Genomic DNA, 16,642 nt, shown 5'->3' with positions numbered 1-16,642 from the left:
TATCTACGTTTAATGATTTTAGCGCTGCATCAGGTACAAGGACGCCTAGGCTTAATTGATGGGAGGAATAAAGGATGTCAGTTCAAAATATTACAATGCCACAGCTCGGCGAAAGTGTAACAGAAGGTACAATTGAAAAATGGCTTGTTAAGCCTGGAGATACAGTTAAAAAATATGATTCATTAGCAGAGGTTGTTACAGATAAAGTAAATGCTGAAATCCCATCATCATTTGAAGGGGTTATTACGGAGCTTCTTGCGCAAGAAGGTCAAACCTTGCCAGTTGGGGCAGTCGTATGCTCGATTGAAATAGCTGGAGAGGGCGAATTACCACCTCCACCAGCTGAAAAAAAATCAGCAGTAAGCACAGCTATTTTAAATGCTGGTGTTCAAAAGAAACAGGAGGCACCACAGCAGGTGGCAGCTCCAGCAGCTGCACCAAAAGAGACGCGTAAAGATAAAGTACGCTACTCACCAGCCGTTCTTCGACTTGCACAGGAGCACGATATTGCACTCGATCAAGTGACGGGCACAGGTGAAGGTGGTCGTATCACAAGAAAAGACCTGATAAAGCTAATTGAAACTGGCAATATCCCTACAGCAAATGATGTCGCACCAACTTTATCAACGGTGCAACCTACAGTTGAGCCAGCACCGACAGCACCACAGCAACAAGTGGAAAAAGCAGTTGCACCTGTACCTGTTCATCCTGGAGATATTGAAATTCCAGTGACAAAAGTGCGTCGTGCGATTGCAAATAATATGGTAAAAAGTGTCCATGAAGCACCACATGCTTGGATGATGATGGAAGTGGATGTAACAGATTTAGTGTCTTATCGTGATAGCTTAAAGAATGAATTTAAGCAAAAAGAGGGCTTTAATCTTACATATTTCGCCTTCTTTGTAAAAGCAGTTGCTCAAGCATTAAAGGAATTCCCAATGCTGAATTCAATGTGGGCGGAAGATAAAATTATCCAAAAGCATGACATCAATATTTCGATTGCAGTAGCAACAGATGATGCCCTATTTGTGCCTGTTATAAAACACGCAGATGAAAAATCCATTAAAGGAATTGCTAAAGAAATCCATGAACTTGCCAATAAAGTTCGTACAGGTAAATTGGCAATGGGTGACATTACTGGTGGTACATTTACTGTTAATAATACGGGAGCATTTGGCTCTGTTCAATCGATGGGGATCATTAATTACCCACAAGCAGCGATTCTTCAAGTGGAAAGCATTGTAAAAAAACCGGTCGTTTTACCAGGTGGAATGTTTGCTGCACGTGATATTGTGAATTTATGTTTATCATTAGATCATCGTGTGTTGGATGGACTTGTATGTGGTAAATTCCTAAATAGAGTGAAAGAAATACTCGAAAATACAAATAAATCTTCAACGTCAGTCTACTGATGACTCGTCGGAAACCTGCTGTATAAGGGTTTCCGATTTTTTTTATGCTTTTCGAGTCGCAATTTGTCATGTAGAATAACAAATAGAAACTACTAAGGGGGGAAGCTGATTAAGCGTCCGCATGTCAAACAACATGAAAAATATTGAATTTGAAAAACCAGCCTATTCAGACTGGCAAGATGCAGCAATCAAAGCTTTAAAAGGGAAACCATTTGAGTCACTATTTTCCAAAACAAATGAAGGTGTTACATTACAGCCGCTTTACACGCAAGAAAGTTTAGTAGCTAAGCTTGGAGAAGAGCTTGATTTACAAGTTGCCACAATCCGTTCCCTACAAAATAGTCAAGCGTTTCAGGTGGCACAGCAAATTCACGCTGATACAAGTGAAGCATTTTTTGCACAGCTTGAAGATAGTTTAGCGCGAGGCAATGAAGTGATTACAGTGGATAGTCGTGTGAAGTTTGATTGGACAGAAGAAGTATTGGTCAAATTAGCATCATATTTCTCAGAATATTCATTTAAAATTACTATTAAAAATACAAAAGACCCATTATTAGCAGTATTTGACAATATTGCAGAGGATCAACGTGAAGCAGTTAAAGGTTTCATTGTTTCTAAGGACCCGATCTCTTTCAACGCATTTCCGAACGTGCGCTCAGTCAGTGCTGACACGACCGTTTATCACAATGAAGGTGCCAACGCAGTACAAGAGCTAGCCTATGCACTTGCATTAGCAGCCAAGTTTGCAGAACAGGAAGAAAGCTTTGAAGCATTCTCGAAGAAGTTTTTTGTAATCTTTGCCATTGATACACAATTCTTTACGGAAATTGCCAAACTTCGTGCTTTTAAAGTACTTTGGAAAGCGTTCTCATCTGCTTATGGTGTGACAGACAGTGTAAAAATCCCAACGGTTGCTGAAACATCACTAAGAAGCTTTTCTAAATTAGATGTGTATGTCAATTTATTACGTTCTTCCAATGAAGCGCTTTCTGGTTTAATTGGTGGAGCTGATCTCTTTACTGTTCATCCGCATGATGTGTTAACGAAGCCTACGGAACAATCGATTCGTATCGCTCGGAATGTATCATTAATATTAAAAGAAGAAACAAATGTTTTGAAAGTGACAGATCCAGCAGGAGGCTCTTATTTTATTGAGTCGTTAACAGCAGACTTTGTAAAAGAAGCGTGGGCATTATTTTTAGATATCGAGGCTGCTGGCGGGATGGATGAATATATAGCGTCTGGCAAGCTTGCGGAAGAAGTGGCAACCACTTATCATACTCGAATCAAAGCTGCATCAACACGTAAGCAATCATTAATTGGAACGAATATTTATGCAAATCCAGCAGATGTACTTGAGCAGGATACAAACCCATTATTTGCTGATATCAAACGTATTGCTGTTCCATTTGAGAAGTTGCGTGCAGAAATGACAGCAGCTGATGTGAAAACAGGTATTTTAGCATTAGGGTCATTAAAAAGCTCTAAGCCACGTGCAGATTTTGTAGCTGGTTTCTTAAATACAGTTGGTCTTGTTCCAGAAAAAAGTGAGCCAGTGGCAACTGCTGAAGAGGCGATTGCTTGGTTGCAGGCTACAGAGGCTAAGTATGTTGTAATTGCAGGCAGTGACGATGATACAAAGGCACTTGTACCGGCTATTTTAGCTGCACAACCAGCAAATGTGCTTATAGATGTTGCAGGTAAATTTAAAGATGAAGAAGAAGCATGGTTAGCAAATGGTTTAAACGGCTTTATTTTCGCAGGACAGAACATCATTGAAAAATTACAGTCCGTGTTTGCGAGCATGAAGGAGGTCCAACGATGAGCAAGCCTAATTTTAATGTAGTAGAAATAGAAAAAGTGTTAACAGCTGAAGCCCCACAAGCGTCTGACGACAAGTTTATGACAAATGAAGGGATTGAAATTAAAGATATTTACACGAAGGAAGATATTAAAGATGCGAAACATTTAAACGATGTAGCAGGTATTGCACCTAATACACGTGGACCATACCCTACTATGTATGTAGCACGTCCTTGGACCGTTCGCCAATACGCAGGTTTCTCAACGGCTGAGGAATCCAATGCCTTCTATAAACGAAATTTGGCAATGGGGCAAAAAGGTCTTTCTGTAGCGTTTGACTTAGCGACGCATCGAGGCTATGACTCAGATCATCCACGTGTAACAGGGGATGTAGGGAAAGCTGGTGTTGCTATTGACTCTGTTGAGGATATGAAAATCCTTTTCGATCAAATACCGTTAGATCAAATGTCCGTTTCTATGACAATGAATGGAGCAGTTTTACCAGTTCTTGCCTTCTATATTGTGGCAGCTGAAGAGCAAGGGGTAACACCAGACAAATTAGCAGGTACAATTCAAAATGATATTTTAAAAGAATATATGGTGCGTAATACATATATTTACCCACCAGCTATGTCAATGCAAATCATCGCAGATATTTTTGAATATACAGCGAAATATATGCCAAAATTTAACTCTATTTCAATTTCTGGTTACCATATTCAAGAAGCTGGCGCAACAAATGACATTGAGCTTGCCTATACGTTAGCAGATGGCTTGGAATATGTACGTACAGGATTGAAAGCAGGAATTGATATCGATGCCTTTGCACCTCGTCTATCGTTCTTCTGGGCAATCGGTATGAATTATTACATGGAAGTAGCTAAAATGCGTGCAGCACGTCGTATTTGGGCACAAATGATGTCAACATTTAATCCGAAAAATCCGAAAACATTAGCATTACGTACCCATTCTCAAACATCGGGCTGGTCTTTAACGGAGCAAGATCCATTTAACAATGTGGCTCGTACATTATTCGAAGCGAATGCATCTTCAATGGGACACACACAATCCCTCCATACCAACGCACTGGATGAAGCGATTGCACTTCCAACAGATTTCTCGGCACGTATCGCGCGTAATACACAGTTATTTTTACAAGAGGAAACAGCGATGACGAAAGTGATTGATCCATGGGGCGGTTCGTACTATGTGGAGAAACTAACAGAAGAAATTACGCAATCCGCTTGGGCATTGATCGAAGAAATTGAAGCACTTGGAGGGATGGCCAAAGCGATTGAAACAGGACTTCCGAAAATGAAGGTTGAAGAAGCCGCAGCCAAACGCCAAGCAAAAATTGACTCTAAAACAGAAACCATTGTAGGAGTGAATAAATATCGCTTAGCAAAAGAAGAGCCAATTGACATTTTGGATATTGATAATACAATTGTTCGTCAAAAACAAATTGAACGTTTAGAAGCGATGAAGGCAGCACGTGATGAAGCAGAAGTTCAAAAACATTTAGCTCGTTTAACAAAAGCTGCTCAAGATGGTGAGGAGAACTTACTAGCTGTGGCGGTGGATGCAGCACGTGCGCGTGCCTCTTTAGGTGAAATTTCTGATGCTATCGAGGCGATTTCTGGTCGTCATAAGGCTGTGATTCGTTCTATTTCAGGTGTTTACTCTGCCAATTTCTCAGATGAGGAGCAAATTGCGGAAGTGAAGCAAATGACAGAAGAATTCCTTGAAAATGAAGGACGTCGTCCACGTATTTTAGTAGCAAAAATGGGACAGGATGGACATGACCGCGGTGCCAAGGTGGTTGCAACAGGTTATGCTGATTTAGGCTTTGACGTAGATATTTCACCATTATTTATGACACCTGCTGAGGCTGCTCAGATGGCTGTAGAAAATGATGTCCATGTCATTGGTGTATCTTCACTAGCAGCAGGTCATAAAACATTAGTGCCTGAATTAATTGCGGAGCTTGAAAAGCTAGGTCGTGAAGATATTATCATTATTGTTGGTGGTGTTATTCCAGCGCAAGATTATGACTTCCTTTACGATGCTGGTGCAGTAGCCATTTTTGGACCAGGTACAGTGATTCCTGTATCTGCACAAAAAATTATTGAAGAAATCTACAAACGTTTAGGCTATGAGGAAGTGTCTGAATAATGGACAAAAACAAAGGAATGGAAGACAGTGCGCTATTTGTCATGGACGGAGTCGAGGCAACTCACGACGGTATGCAGTATGGCACACCTAAAAAATTCCGAAAGAAAAAGGCAGACAATATGAATGTAGGAGAGCTTGCTCAACAAGTACGTGTGGGCTCTCGCACACATTTATCAAAAGCCATTACCCTCATTGAAAGTGCCAACGCTACTCATAAAGTGCAAGCACAAGAATTATTACAGGAGCTTCTTCCGCATACAGGAAATAGTATTCGAATTGGCATTACCGGAGTTCCAGGAGCGGGAAAAAGTTCATTCATTGAGGCTTTCGGAACAATGCTTTGTGATATGGGAAAACGAGTAGCTGTTCTTGCGATTGATCCAAGTTCTTCCTTATCAGGTGGGAGTATTCTTGGCGATAAAACACGCATGGAAGAGCTCGTTAAGAAGCCTACTGCATTTGTTCGCCCATCTCCATCGGCAGGTACCCTTGGGGGTGTTCACAAAAAGACCCGTGAAACAATGTTAGTTTGTGAGGCGGCAGGCTATGATGTGATTTTAATTGAAACGGTTGGTGTAGGGCAAAGCGAAACCTACGTCCGTGGGATGGTTGATTTCTTTCTACTCCTTGTGTTAACAGGGGCAGGAGATGAATTGCAGGGCATGAAAAAAGGCATCATGGAATTAGCGGATGCCATTGTCGTGCATAAAGCAGATGGCGATAATATTCGTTTAGCCAAAAAAACGGTTGCAGAGTATAAGCAAATTTTGCATTTTTTACAGCCCGCTACACTCGGTTGGATGTCTACAGCAATGCCTGTTAGTTCATTAGAAAAACGGGGACTTGATAAGGTTTGGGAGACAATTGGAGATTTCAAGCAAATTGTTGAAGCCAATCACTATTGGGCTACTCGTCGACAACAACAAACAAAAGAGTGGTTTCAATCGATGATTACCGACCATTTAATTGATCAATTTTATGGGAATCCACAGCGTAAAGCACAGGTACTGCTACTTGAACGTCAAATTTTAAGTGGACAACTGACTGTCACACAAGGTGTCGATCGTTTATTTAACGAAGAGCAGGAAGACAAGTAAACGAATCTTAGTATTCAACTGAATTGTGATGAGCAAGTAGGTGCACAAATTCGTTGCAAACTGCTATGATAAGAGATGGATGAGCGTCAAAAAATTTTTATAGGCAATCATGCTGAATGGACGCGAACTTGAAAGGAGCTATCGCTATATGAATATGGATTACGATTTATTTATGCAGGAAATTTTAAAAACAGCACGTGCTGAAATTGAGGCAGCGGGTTACGAACAACTACAAACACCAGAAGCTGTTGAAGAGGCGTTTACTCGCCCAGGTACAACATTAGTAATGGTGAACTCAGTATGTGGTTGTGCGGGCGGTATCGCTCGTCCAGCAGCGGCACAATGTGTTCATTACGATAAACGTCCCGATCATTTAGTTACAGTGTTTGCAGGGCAAGATAAAGAAGCGACTGCAGCGGCACGTTATCATTTTGGAGAAGATCACCTACCTTCTTCACCATCTTTCGTTCTATTAAAAGATGGACAAGTAGTTGCAGAAGTTGGTCGCTATGAAATTGAAGGGCATGACCCAATGTCCGTTGTGACCAACTTACAAGCAAACTTTGAAGAATATTGTGATGAGCTTTAATTCTATTCTTGCATAACAAAAATGAATTCAAATGAAGTAGAAAAGCCTCATAGATCACAGAATCTATGTAGGCTTCCTACTATCATCATGTATAGATAGTTTCATTATTACTAAAATTTTTGTAATATTGGCTAAATAATTAGCTAAAAGAGTGAAGAGTACTAAACGATAGGAGGCAGTCGGCCTGAAGAAATTTTCAATCGGCTATCGAACTTTAAAAACAGCAATTGGTGCGGCCATCGCTATTGCCATTGCTCAGTATTTTGATTTAGCCTCGTATGCATCTGCTGGTATTCTAACCATATTATGTGTGCAGCCAACGAAAAAAAAATCTATTCATGCAGCTTATACACGATTGGTCGCGAGTATTGTGGCAATGCTTTTTGCCTTTGTAAGCTTTGAATTTTTTACTTATCATCCGCTTACATTAGCAGGCATGCTCCTGTTATTCATTCCAACCATTGTATCATTAAAGGTAGCAGATGGATTTATTTCTAGTGTTGTAATTATAATGCATATTTATGCTGCTGAAGGTTTTTCATTAGCACTTGTTTATAATGAATTAGCGTTGATGGCAATCGGTTATGGCACAGGGATTGCCATTAATATGTATATGCCAGACATACAAAAGGAATTAAATTACTACAGAGTTAAAATTGAGGAGCTATACAGCAAGATTTTTTTAGAAATTGCCACCTATTTACGTCAAGGAGACACGCTATGGAATGGACATGAAATCATTGAAGCAATCCGAACGCTAGAAGAGGCAAAATCATTGGCGTTTAAAGATGTTGAAAACCATTTTATGAGACTAAAAAATGATTACTATGTGTATTTTGATATGCGTGAGCAGCAGCTAGAAATTATCGAACGAGTATTGCCAAAAGTGACGACACTACCTGTTATAGTACAAGAGGCTGAAATTGTGGCAGATTTTTTACAAGACCTCGGTGAGCATGTTCATTCGGGGAATACGGCAAGTCATTATCGAGAAAAATTAGAATATGTAAAACGTGATTTTTCTCAGCTGCCTTTACCGCAAAACCATGAACAATTTATCGCTCAAGCCGCTCTCTATCAGTTTATCGAGGAGATGGACAGGTATTTAGAAATAAAGCAGTCATTTAAGGGCTTAAAGGCTAAAAAAGAGCGCCCACAGTAACGTGGACGCCTCGGGCTTTGCCTTAAACTAACATGGATAATCCGAATGCTAGAGATGAGATTAGCATAATCGCGATCATGCTATAAACAACGATTTTTTGAAATTTTTTATTACTCATATGCTCGTTCGCTCCTTCTTTTCTTATAAATAGTTTAGCAAATCTGAAAAATTTCTCAAGTAGTAGAGTTTTGACAAAAAAATCTGTAAAATAGAGTATGTACCATAACAGAAGGAGATGTCACCATGGAGAAAGTAGACCATATTGGGATTGCAGTGCGCGATCTTGATGAACGCATTACATATTATACAGAAACTTTAGGCTTAAAGTTGATGAAAGTAGAAGAAGTAGAATCTCAACAGGTTCGTGTGGCATTTATCGACGCAGGTAACGTGAAATTAGAGCTATTAGAACCAATGAGTGATAAAAGTGCCATTTATGGATTTATTGAAAAACGTGGAGAGGGAATTCACCATGTTGCCTTCGGTGTAACAGGAATTCGTGAGCGTATGGCAGAGCTTCGTGAAAAGGGTGTACGTCTATTATCGGAAGAGCCAGGACCTGGTGCTGGAGGTGCAGAGGTTGCATTTATGCATCCTAAATCCTCATTCGGGGTGTTATATGAATTATGTGATAAAAGTGGAAAAGGGGATAAGTGATCATTATGGATATGTTCGACAAAATCAATGACTTGTATGACCGTAAGACTGTAATTGAACTTGGTGGTGGCTATGAGCGCATCGAAAAACAGCATGAAAAAGGGAAATTAACAGCTCGTGAGCGTATTGATTTGCTACTAGATGAAGGGACATTTTTCGAAATCAACCCATTTATTACTCACCGTACAGTAGACTTTGGGATGGATAAAATGGAAGGCCCTGGTGATGGTGTAGTTACTGGTTTCGGTAAAATTAACGGACGTCCAGTATACTTATTCTCCCAAGATTTCACAGTGTTTGGTGGGGCGCTTGGTGAAATGCATGCCAAAAAAATGGCGACAGTGATGGATCTAGCTGCTAAAAACGGTACACCATTTATCGGTATTAATGATTCAGGTGGTGCACGTATCCAAGAAGGTGTTCTGTCTCTAGATGGCTACGGTCATATTTTCTACCGCAATGCGATTTATTCAGGCGTGATTCCGCAAATTTCTGTTATTATGGGACCTTGTGCTGGTGGAGCGGTTTATTCGCCAGCTATCACAGACTTTATCTTAATGGTGGATAAAACATCTCAAATGTTCATAACAGGACCTAAAGTCATCGAAACTGTAACAGGTGAGAAAATCTCTGCTGAAGATTTAGGTGGTTCAAAAGTAAATAATGCGGTAAGTGGGAATGCTCATTTCCGTGCGCCATCTGAAGAAGAGGCAATTGAAGAAATTAAAAAACTATTAAGCTATTTACCACAAAACAATAAAGAAAAGGCACCTCGACAAGCTCGACCTGAAGGGGATGACTACCGTCCAGAAATCGTGGATACAGTGCCAATCGAAACAACACGTCCATATGATGTTCGCAAAGTAGTTGAGCAGGTAGTGGATGAAGGTTCATTCATGGAAGTACATGCAGAGTTTGCGAAGAACGTAGTAGTTGGTTTTGCACGTATTGCTGGTGAATCAGTAGGGCTTGTTTGTAACCAACCAAAAGTACTTGCTGGTGGATTAGATATTGATTCTTCTGATAAAGCAGCTCGTTTCATCCGTACTTGTGATGCGTACAATATCCCAATTATCACATTTGAAGACGTATCTGGCTTCTTCCCAGGCGTTAAACAAGAGCATGGCGGTATTATTCGACACGGTGCAAAGATTCTTTATGCGTATTCAGAAGCTACAGTACCAAAAATTACAGTGATTTTACGTAAAGCTTATGGAGGCGCTTACGTTGCTTTAAACTCTAAATCAATCGGTGCTGACCTTGTATTTGCATGGCCAAATGCTGAAATTGCTGTTATGGGTGCTGCTGGCGCAGCGAACATCATCTTTGCCCGTGAAATTGCGAAATCAGATGACCCAGAAGCAACACGTGCAGCAAAAATTGAAGAATATAAAGAAAAATTCGCCAACCCGTATGTGGCAGCATCTCGCGGCATGGTAGACGATGTAATCGATCCACGAGATACACGTATGAAGCTGATTCAAGGACTGGATATGCTTTCAAATAAACACGAAACACGTCCTGAGAAAAAGCACGGGAATATTCCTCTATAAAATGAGTACAAGCCTAGTAGCTAATGAGTTGCTAGGTTTTTCATTGCTAAAAAGTGAAACATTTTTTCTTGCCATCCGTACTGATATAGTAAGAGGAGTTGAGATGAATGGAATGGAAGCAATTGCAAACAGAGCAAGAAAAGATTCATGCACAACTAAGAAAGGCATTAAGATTAAACGAGCAAAGCGAATTATTGCATAAGCAGATTCACTATACACAACAGGAAATAGACAAACATACGACAGCCCTCAACCAAATTCGATCAAAACTTGATAAATTGGATGGCTTCTCATTTATGAATATGATTCGTACGTGGACTGGACAACAAGATGAACTACGCGCTGAAAAAATTGATAAAGCAGCAGTTCTTGAATTAAAGATTAGTGAAGCGAAGAAAATGCAAGCGGATTTAACAGAAGATAGTGTTCAAGTAACCAATAAGCTAGCTCAATTTGATGAAATGGCGTTACAACAAGAACTTCAACAAATCTATGCGAAAAAGAAAAAGTACTTACAGCTTCATGATGTTGCTCAGGCAAAGAAGCTAGAGCATTTAGCACATGAGGAAATGGTAACAAAGCAACTCATAACAGAAATTCAAGAGGCTGAGGAAGCGGGGGAAGTAGCTCTAACAAAGCTAGGGCAAGCAGCAGCCTCTCTTCATTCGGCTAGTGGCTATTCCTCCTGGGATACTTTCTTTGGTGGCGGGCTGATTGCCACTCACTTAAAGCATGATGCACTCGATCAGTCAGAAAACTATTTACATCGGGCTCAAATCGCGTTGCAACGTTTTCATAATGAATTATTGGATGTTCATGAGATGTCAACGAAATCGCTGCATGTAGAAACAGATGGGTTTGTGAAGTTTGCTGACTACTTCTTTGATGATATTTTTTCTGCATGGTCTGTCCATTCTAAAATTTCAACAGCAAGAGAACAAGTTTCACGGGTTCAGGACGATGTACATAATACCATTTGGCGCTTACAGGATAAACAAAATAAAGCAAATAACTACCTACAAGCTATAGAAAAAGAAAAAGAGGCTATTGTCAATGCCTAAGGAAAGTCTGAGAATTTTTCATAGTTTTGGAAAATAAAACTACCACAGAACTTTTGTGAAAGATGAAAGTGGATTTCCGTTGCAGGCTGCTTGCTTTCCTGTGAGCGAGTACCAGGCCGCTTCCTTCGCTACCGCTCCGTTTAGAGGCTCGCCTGTCTCGCTATCCCACGGGAGTCAAGTAGCCCTCCACTCCAATCTATAAAAATATTTTTTTATTAGTAAAGGTTTTCAATTAAAGAGAAGGTATTCACTACTCTTTATGGAGGGGTGTTGTCACACATCACTTCTCCACATTGAAAATAGGAACCTATCCTTTCTCTAATAAGACAAATAATGGGCTAAGGAAAAGACACTTTTGCACATGGTTGATTGGAGTGGCGCCAGCGTCACTCCTAGGGGATTTAGCGTCATAGGTGAGACTCTGGAGCGAAACGCAGTGAGTGAAGCGGCTCAACGGACGCCCCCTGGAAAGGACGCTGGCGGAACGGAAATCAACCCCTCGCCTTGCTAAAGGTTCTTTTTCTGCTATTGGCATCACCTTTTTTCAACAATATGGGAAAGTCTGAGAATTTTTCTCAGACTTTTTAGTTTGGTAGGATTGTTCAATGATTTCAACTCTTCTGACCTTGTGCTAAAATAGTACATATACTATAACGTGGCAAAACACGTAAACTAAGGGAGTTTTACAACATGACAAGTCGTTTAGTAGAAGAGTTTTTTGAGCTCGTTCAAATTGATTCAGAAACAAAACATGAACAAGTAATTGCACCAATTCTTGTAGAAAAATTAACTGCACTTGGTTTTACAGTTATCCAAGACGATGCTCATACGCGTAATGGACATGGAGCAGGTAATATTATTGCTACATTAAAAGGCACATTAGATGTGGAGCCAATTTACTTTACGTCTCATATGGATACAGTTGTTCCAGGGAAAGGTATTAAACCTTCTCTACGTGAAGATGGTTATATCGTATCAGATGGCACGACGATTTTAGGTGCTGACGATAAGGCTGGTCTAGCAGCACTTTTAGAGATGGTAAAATGTTTAAAAGAGCAAAATATTGCACATGGAGATATTGAATTTATTATTACGGCTGGTGAAGAAAGTGGGCTTGTTGGAGCAAAAGAGCTAGATCCAACCATGATTAAGGCGAAATATGGCTTTGCAGTAGACAGTGATGGGAAAGTGGGAGGCATCGTGACTGCAGCACCATTCCAAGCGAAAATTTTTGCGAAGATTATTGGCAAAACGGCACATGCAGGGGTGGCTCCTGAAAAGGGTATTTCCGCTATTACAGTGGCATCAAAATGTATCGCTCAAATGAAGCTAGGTCGTTTAGATGAAGAAACGACTGCAAATATTGGACGTTTTGAGGGTGGACAAGCGACGAATATTGTTTGTGATGAAGTGACAATTTTAGCAGAAGCGCGCTCTATTGACCAAGCTAAATTAGATGCACAAACAAAGCATATGAAGGAAACTTTTGAGCAAGTTTCGGCTTCACTAGGCGCACGTGCTGAAGTAGGAGTGAAGCTGATGTATCCAGGATTCCGTGTAACAGAAACAGATAAAGTAGTTCAAGTAGCCATCGCAGCTGCACGCAATATTGATCGTACACCAACATTAGGTATTTCAGGTGGCGGCTCGGATGCGAATGTGATTGCAGGCTTTGGCATTCCTACCGTTAATCTATCAGTTGGCTATGAAGACATTCATACAACAAATGAAAAAATACCAGTAGAAGAATTAGAAAAATTAGCAGATTTACTTGTAGAAATCGTCAAAGAATCGGCGAAAAACTAACAGTCAAATAGAAGGATGTGACCGCATGGAAAGTGTCAAAGCAGTCGTTTTTGCTTGTGGGACAGAGGAATACGCAGTGCCTGTGGAGCAAGCAATTTCAATTGAAAAATTAGAGCATGTAACACCTATCCCTCATTTACCTAATTATCTTTTAGGCTTTACAAGAATTCGTGGTGAGCTTGTACCTGTTCTTGATTTTGAACGAATATTGTACAACCGCTCATCTAATACAGCAACTGCTCGTATAATTGTTTTAAATACAGACGTGGTTAATTATGGATTACTGGTGACAGAAGCTCGAGAAATTCTTGATTTTGATGATTCAGTACTTCAACAATTGGGCCTTGTTAATTACAGTAAAACACGCTACTTTACGGCTGTAGCTAATCTTGAGAACCGTATGATTACTTATGTCGATCCAAAAATATTGGTCAATTCATTAGATGGCATTCGTGAGATTATCGATTATTTACACAAAATGCTTGAAAATGAAAAAGAAAACGTGGAGGCATAGGCACTCTAAGTTTTCTTAGTGTTGAAAAAACAACACAATCACTAGGATTTTGTGTACGGCGAAAAGGCTTGTCGCTGACGCATTGCTTTCGCACAGAGCAAAACCTAGGGGCTAGCTATTCCACGGGACTCAAGTAGCCTTGTTGTGACTAATCCCTTCACATTTAAATAAAGGCATAAGATAAAGAAAAGACACCTTTGCAACATGGCGGAACGGCTATCAACCTCTCGTCTCACCAAATGTTTATGGACATCGTCTTTTTTCATAGGTTGACAATATGGTCATAATAAAAAGCCCTTCCAGCAAACTGGGAAGGGCTTTTCGTTTGTTATTAAGACAGTCGACCACTGTAGTCTTCAAATTTAAATTTACGAATGACTTTACTGCCTTCTTCATCGTTATAAGAAACGATAGAAGGTAAGTTGACACCATTAAACATATGGTTTTTAACCATAGAATAATGAGCCATATCTGTAAAGACAAGACGATCGCCTGGTTTTAATGGTTGATCAAATGAATAATCACCAATTACATCACCAGCAAGACATGTAAGTCCGCCTAAGCGATACGTATGCGCGAATTCATTTGCTTGACCAGAACCGATAATCATTGGACGGTACGGCATTTCAAGTACATCAGGCATATGACATGTTGCTGACGTATCTAAAATAGCAAGGTCCATGCCATTTTTTTGAATATCAAGTACTGTAGCGACTAAATAGCCTGTATTAAGTGCTACCGCTTCGCCTGGTTCTAAGTAAACAAGCAGGTTGTATTTTTCTTGAATATAGTTAATGATGTTAACAAGTTTTTCGACATCATAATCTGCACGCGTAATATGGTGGCCACCACCGAAGTTTAACCATTTCATTTGATGTAACACATCACCAAATTTTTCTTCTACTACTTCAATAATACGTTCTAACGTGTCGGAATTTTGTTCACACATCGCATGGAAATGTAAGCCATCAATGCCGTCAAGCTGTGATTTATCGAAGTTAGCCAAAGTTGTACCAAGGCGAGAGTTCGTGTAGCAAGGATCGTAAAGTGCTGTTTCAATTTCAGAGTACTCAGGATTCACACGAATACCACATTCAATTGTTTTTCCAGCAGATTTTACTTTCTCTTTGAACTGAGCCCATTGGTTAAATGAGTTAAACACGATGTGATCCACATAGCCTAGAAGCTCGTCCATTTCATGCTCAATATAAGCAGGAGCATAGACGTGTACTTCCTTGCCCATTTTTTCATAGCCTAGACGTGCTTCATGCAAGGAGCTAGCAGTAATACCTGCTAAATATTCCCCAACTAATGGGAATGTTGAATGCATGGAAAAGCCTTTTAGGGCTAGTAAAATGCGGCAGCCTGTACGATCTTGAATTGATTTTAAAAGCTCAAGATTTTTTGTTAATAATCGCTCATCCACTACATAAGAAGGGGATGGAACTTTTGAAAAATCAATTGGTTTCATCGGCTTAATTCCTTTGCATCTAAATCAAGGTCAAGTAATTCTGGGTTATGACTTTCTTGCCATGGTAGACCCCATTTATTTAGTGCATCCATGAATGGATCTGGATTGAAGTCTTCTACATTCCAAACACCTGGTTTACGCCATTCGCCATTCATCACAAGCATAGCACCGATCATAGCTGGTACACCTGTTGTGTAAGAAATCGCTTGAGAACCCACCTCGTTATAGCACTCTTCATGGTCACATACGTTGTAGACATAATACGTTTTTTCTTGCCCATCTTTTAGACCGCGGATGATACAACCGATATTTGTTTTACCTTTTGTACGTGGTCCAAGAGAAGCTGGATCTGGCAATACCGCTTTAAGGAAGTGGATTGGTTGAATCATTTGACCTTCAAATTCGATTGGTTCAATAGATGTCATACCAACGTTTTCTAATACTTTTAAGTGTGTTAAGTATTTTTCAGAGAACGTCATCCAGAAGCGGATTTGTTTTAAACCTTTGATATTTTTTGCAAGTGATTCAAGCTCTTCATGGTATAGAAGATAAATATCTTTTGGTCCGATTTCTGGAAGGTTATACACTTCTTTTTTCTCAAGTGGTGCTGTTTCAACCCACTTGCCTTCTTTCCAGTAACGACCATTCGCTGTAATTTCACGAATGTTAATTTCTGGGTTGAAGTTTGTTGCGAAATGGTAGCCATGATCTCCCGCATTCGCATCCACGATATCAATATAGTGAATTTCATCAAATTCATGTTTTTGAGCATGAGCTGTGAAAACGCCTGTTACACCTGGATCAAAACCGCTACCAAGTAATGCAGTTAAGCCAGCTTTTTCAAACTTCTCTTTATAAGCCCATTGCCATTTATATTCAAATTTTGCCGTTTCAGGTGGCTCGTAGTTTGCAGTATCCACATAGTGCACACCTGTCGCTAAGCAAGCATCCATAATCGTTAAGTCCTGATAAGGTAATGCCACGTTAATCACAACATCCGGTCCGAAAGCTTTAATAAGCTCAATAACCTCTTCTGTATTATCCGCGTCTACCTGTGCAGTATGAATTTTTGTTTTTCCGCCGTCTAGTTTTTCTTTTAGAGCGTCACATTTTGAAACAGTTCTACTTGCGATACAAATTTCCTCAAATACGTCCGAATTTTGAACACACTTGTGTACCACAACACTGGCAACTCCGCCAGCTCCGATAATCAATGCTTTACCCAATTGTCTACCCCCAAGTTCATATAAAGTATTGTCAAACAAGCTGATTATACAGAAAATTGATATACTACTCAATCATTGTTTTAAAAATTTCTACAAAAATTTTTATTTTACTACAATAA

At 40.0% G+C, this 16,642-nt stretch carries 14 protein-coding genes; 11 read left to right on the top strand and 3 right to left on the bottom strand.

Annotated elements, in window-relative coordinates:
* Positions 1-74: 74 nt before the first annotated feature.
* From AC6BKE_RS21700 to AC6BKE_RS21675, 6 genes are all read left to right on the top strand, one after another.
* A complete protein-coding gene (locus AC6BKE_RS21700; protein ID WP_499858017.1) occupies positions 75-1,412 on the top strand; it encodes a dihydrolipoamide acetyltransferase family protein in 1,338 nt (445 codons plus the stop codon).
* A gap of 121 nt (positions 1,413-1,533) precedes the next feature.
* On the top strand, positions 1,534-3,237 hold the full coding sequence (locus tag AC6BKE_RS21695) for a methylmalonyl-CoA mutase family protein (protein WP_342503672.1): 1,704 nt from the start codon (positions 1,534-1,536) through the stop codon (positions 3,235-3,237).
* A complete protein-coding gene (gene scpA, locus AC6BKE_RS21690; RefSeq protein WP_036122829.1) occupies positions 3,234-5,387 on the top strand; it encodes a methylmalonyl-CoA mutase in 2,154 nt (717 codons plus the stop codon). Before AC6BKE_RS21695 ends, scpA begins: the two co-directional genes overlap by 4 nt.
* Positions 5,387-6,484 carry a methylmalonyl Co-A mutase-associated GTPase MeaB gene (meaB, locus tag AC6BKE_RS21685; RefSeq protein WP_499858016.1) on the top strand — a complete coding sequence of 366 codons (1,098 nt, stop codon included), beginning with the start codon at positions 5,387-5,389 and terminating at the stop codon, positions 6,482-6,484. The genes scpA and meaB overlap by 1 nt, the downstream gene beginning before the upstream one ends.
* A 148-nt stretch (positions 6,485-6,632) precedes the next feature.
* Positions 6,633-7,073 (top strand): BrxA/BrxB family bacilliredoxin, encoded by a 441-nt coding sequence (locus AC6BKE_RS21680; RefSeq protein WP_036122837.1) that lies wholly within the window; start codon positions 6,633-6,635, stop codon positions 7,071-7,073.
* Positions 7,074-7,257: 184 nt separating this feature from the next.
* Positions 7,258-8,235, top strand: a complete 978-nt coding sequence (locus tag AC6BKE_RS21675; RefSeq protein WP_340812705.1) for an aromatic acid exporter family protein — start codon at positions 7,258-7,260, stop codon at positions 8,233-8,235.
* A 22-nt stretch (positions 8,236-8,257) separates the two neighbouring features.
* On the opposite strand, the gene prli42 is transcribed toward AC6BKE_RS21675, so the two are convergent.
* On the bottom strand, positions 8,258-8,353 hold the full coding sequence (prli42, locus tag AC6BKE_RS21670; protein WP_155273190.1) for a stressosome-associated protein Prli42: 96 nt from the start codon (positions 8,351-8,353) through the stop codon (positions 8,258-8,260).
* Between the two features lie 125 nt (positions 8,354-8,478).
* Here prli42 and mce point away from each other — a divergent pair, with 125 nt between their 5' ends.
* The 5 genes from mce to AC6BKE_RS21645 all read left to right on the top strand — a co-directional run bounded on the left by mce (position 8,479) and on the right by AC6BKE_RS21645 (position 13,826).
* Positions 8,479-8,892 carry a methylmalonyl-CoA epimerase gene (gene mce, locus AC6BKE_RS21665; protein ID WP_141903613.1) on the top strand — a complete coding sequence of 138 codons (414 nt, stop codon included), beginning with the start codon at positions 8,479-8,481 and terminating at the stop codon, positions 8,890-8,892.
* Between the two features lie 5 nt (positions 8,893-8,897).
* A complete protein-coding gene (locus tag AC6BKE_RS21660) occupies positions 8,898-10,445 on the top strand; it encodes an acyl-CoA carboxylase subunit beta (protein ID WP_036122848.1) in 1,548 nt (515 codons plus the stop codon).
* Positions 10,446-10,552: 107 nt separating this feature from the next.
* Entirely contained in the window at positions 10,553-11,506 is a 954-nt protein-coding gene (locus tag AC6BKE_RS21655; RefSeq protein ID WP_499858013.1) for a hypothetical protein, read from the top strand.
* Positions 11,507-12,196: 690 nt separating this feature from the next.
* On the top strand, positions 12,197-13,312 hold the full coding sequence (locus AC6BKE_RS21650; RefSeq protein ID WP_036119901.1) for a M20/M25/M40 family metallo-hydrolase: 1,116 nt from the start codon (positions 12,197-12,199) through the stop codon (positions 13,310-13,312).
* A 25-nt stretch (positions 13,313-13,337) separates the two neighbouring features.
* Entirely contained in the window at positions 13,338-13,826 is a 489-nt protein-coding gene (locus tag AC6BKE_RS21645) for a chemotaxis protein CheW (RefSeq protein ID WP_036119903.1), read from the top strand.
* Positions 13,827-14,157: 331 nt separating this feature from the next.
* On the opposite strand, the gene nspC is transcribed toward AC6BKE_RS21645, so the two are convergent.
* The gene (gene nspC / locus AC6BKE_RS21640) at positions 14,158-15,297 is read right to left on the bottom strand and encodes a carboxynorspermidine decarboxylase (protein ID WP_499858011.1); all 1,140 of its coding nucleotides are present in this window, start codon (positions 15,295-15,297) and stop codon (positions 14,158-14,160) included.
* On the bottom strand, positions 15,294-16,523 hold the full coding sequence (locus AC6BKE_RS21635) for a saccharopine dehydrogenase family protein (protein ID WP_036119909.1): 1,230 nt from the start codon (positions 16,521-16,523) through the stop codon (positions 15,294-15,296). Before AC6BKE_RS21635 ends, nspC begins: the two co-directional genes overlap by 4 nt.
* Positions 16,524-16,642 lie beyond the last annotated feature (119 nt).

This window comes from Lysinibacillus sp. COL-1 (assembly GCF_059814265.1).
The sequence above is the reverse complement of the archived record's forward strand: the minus strand, read 5'-3'. Positions and strand labels throughout refer to the sequence as shown.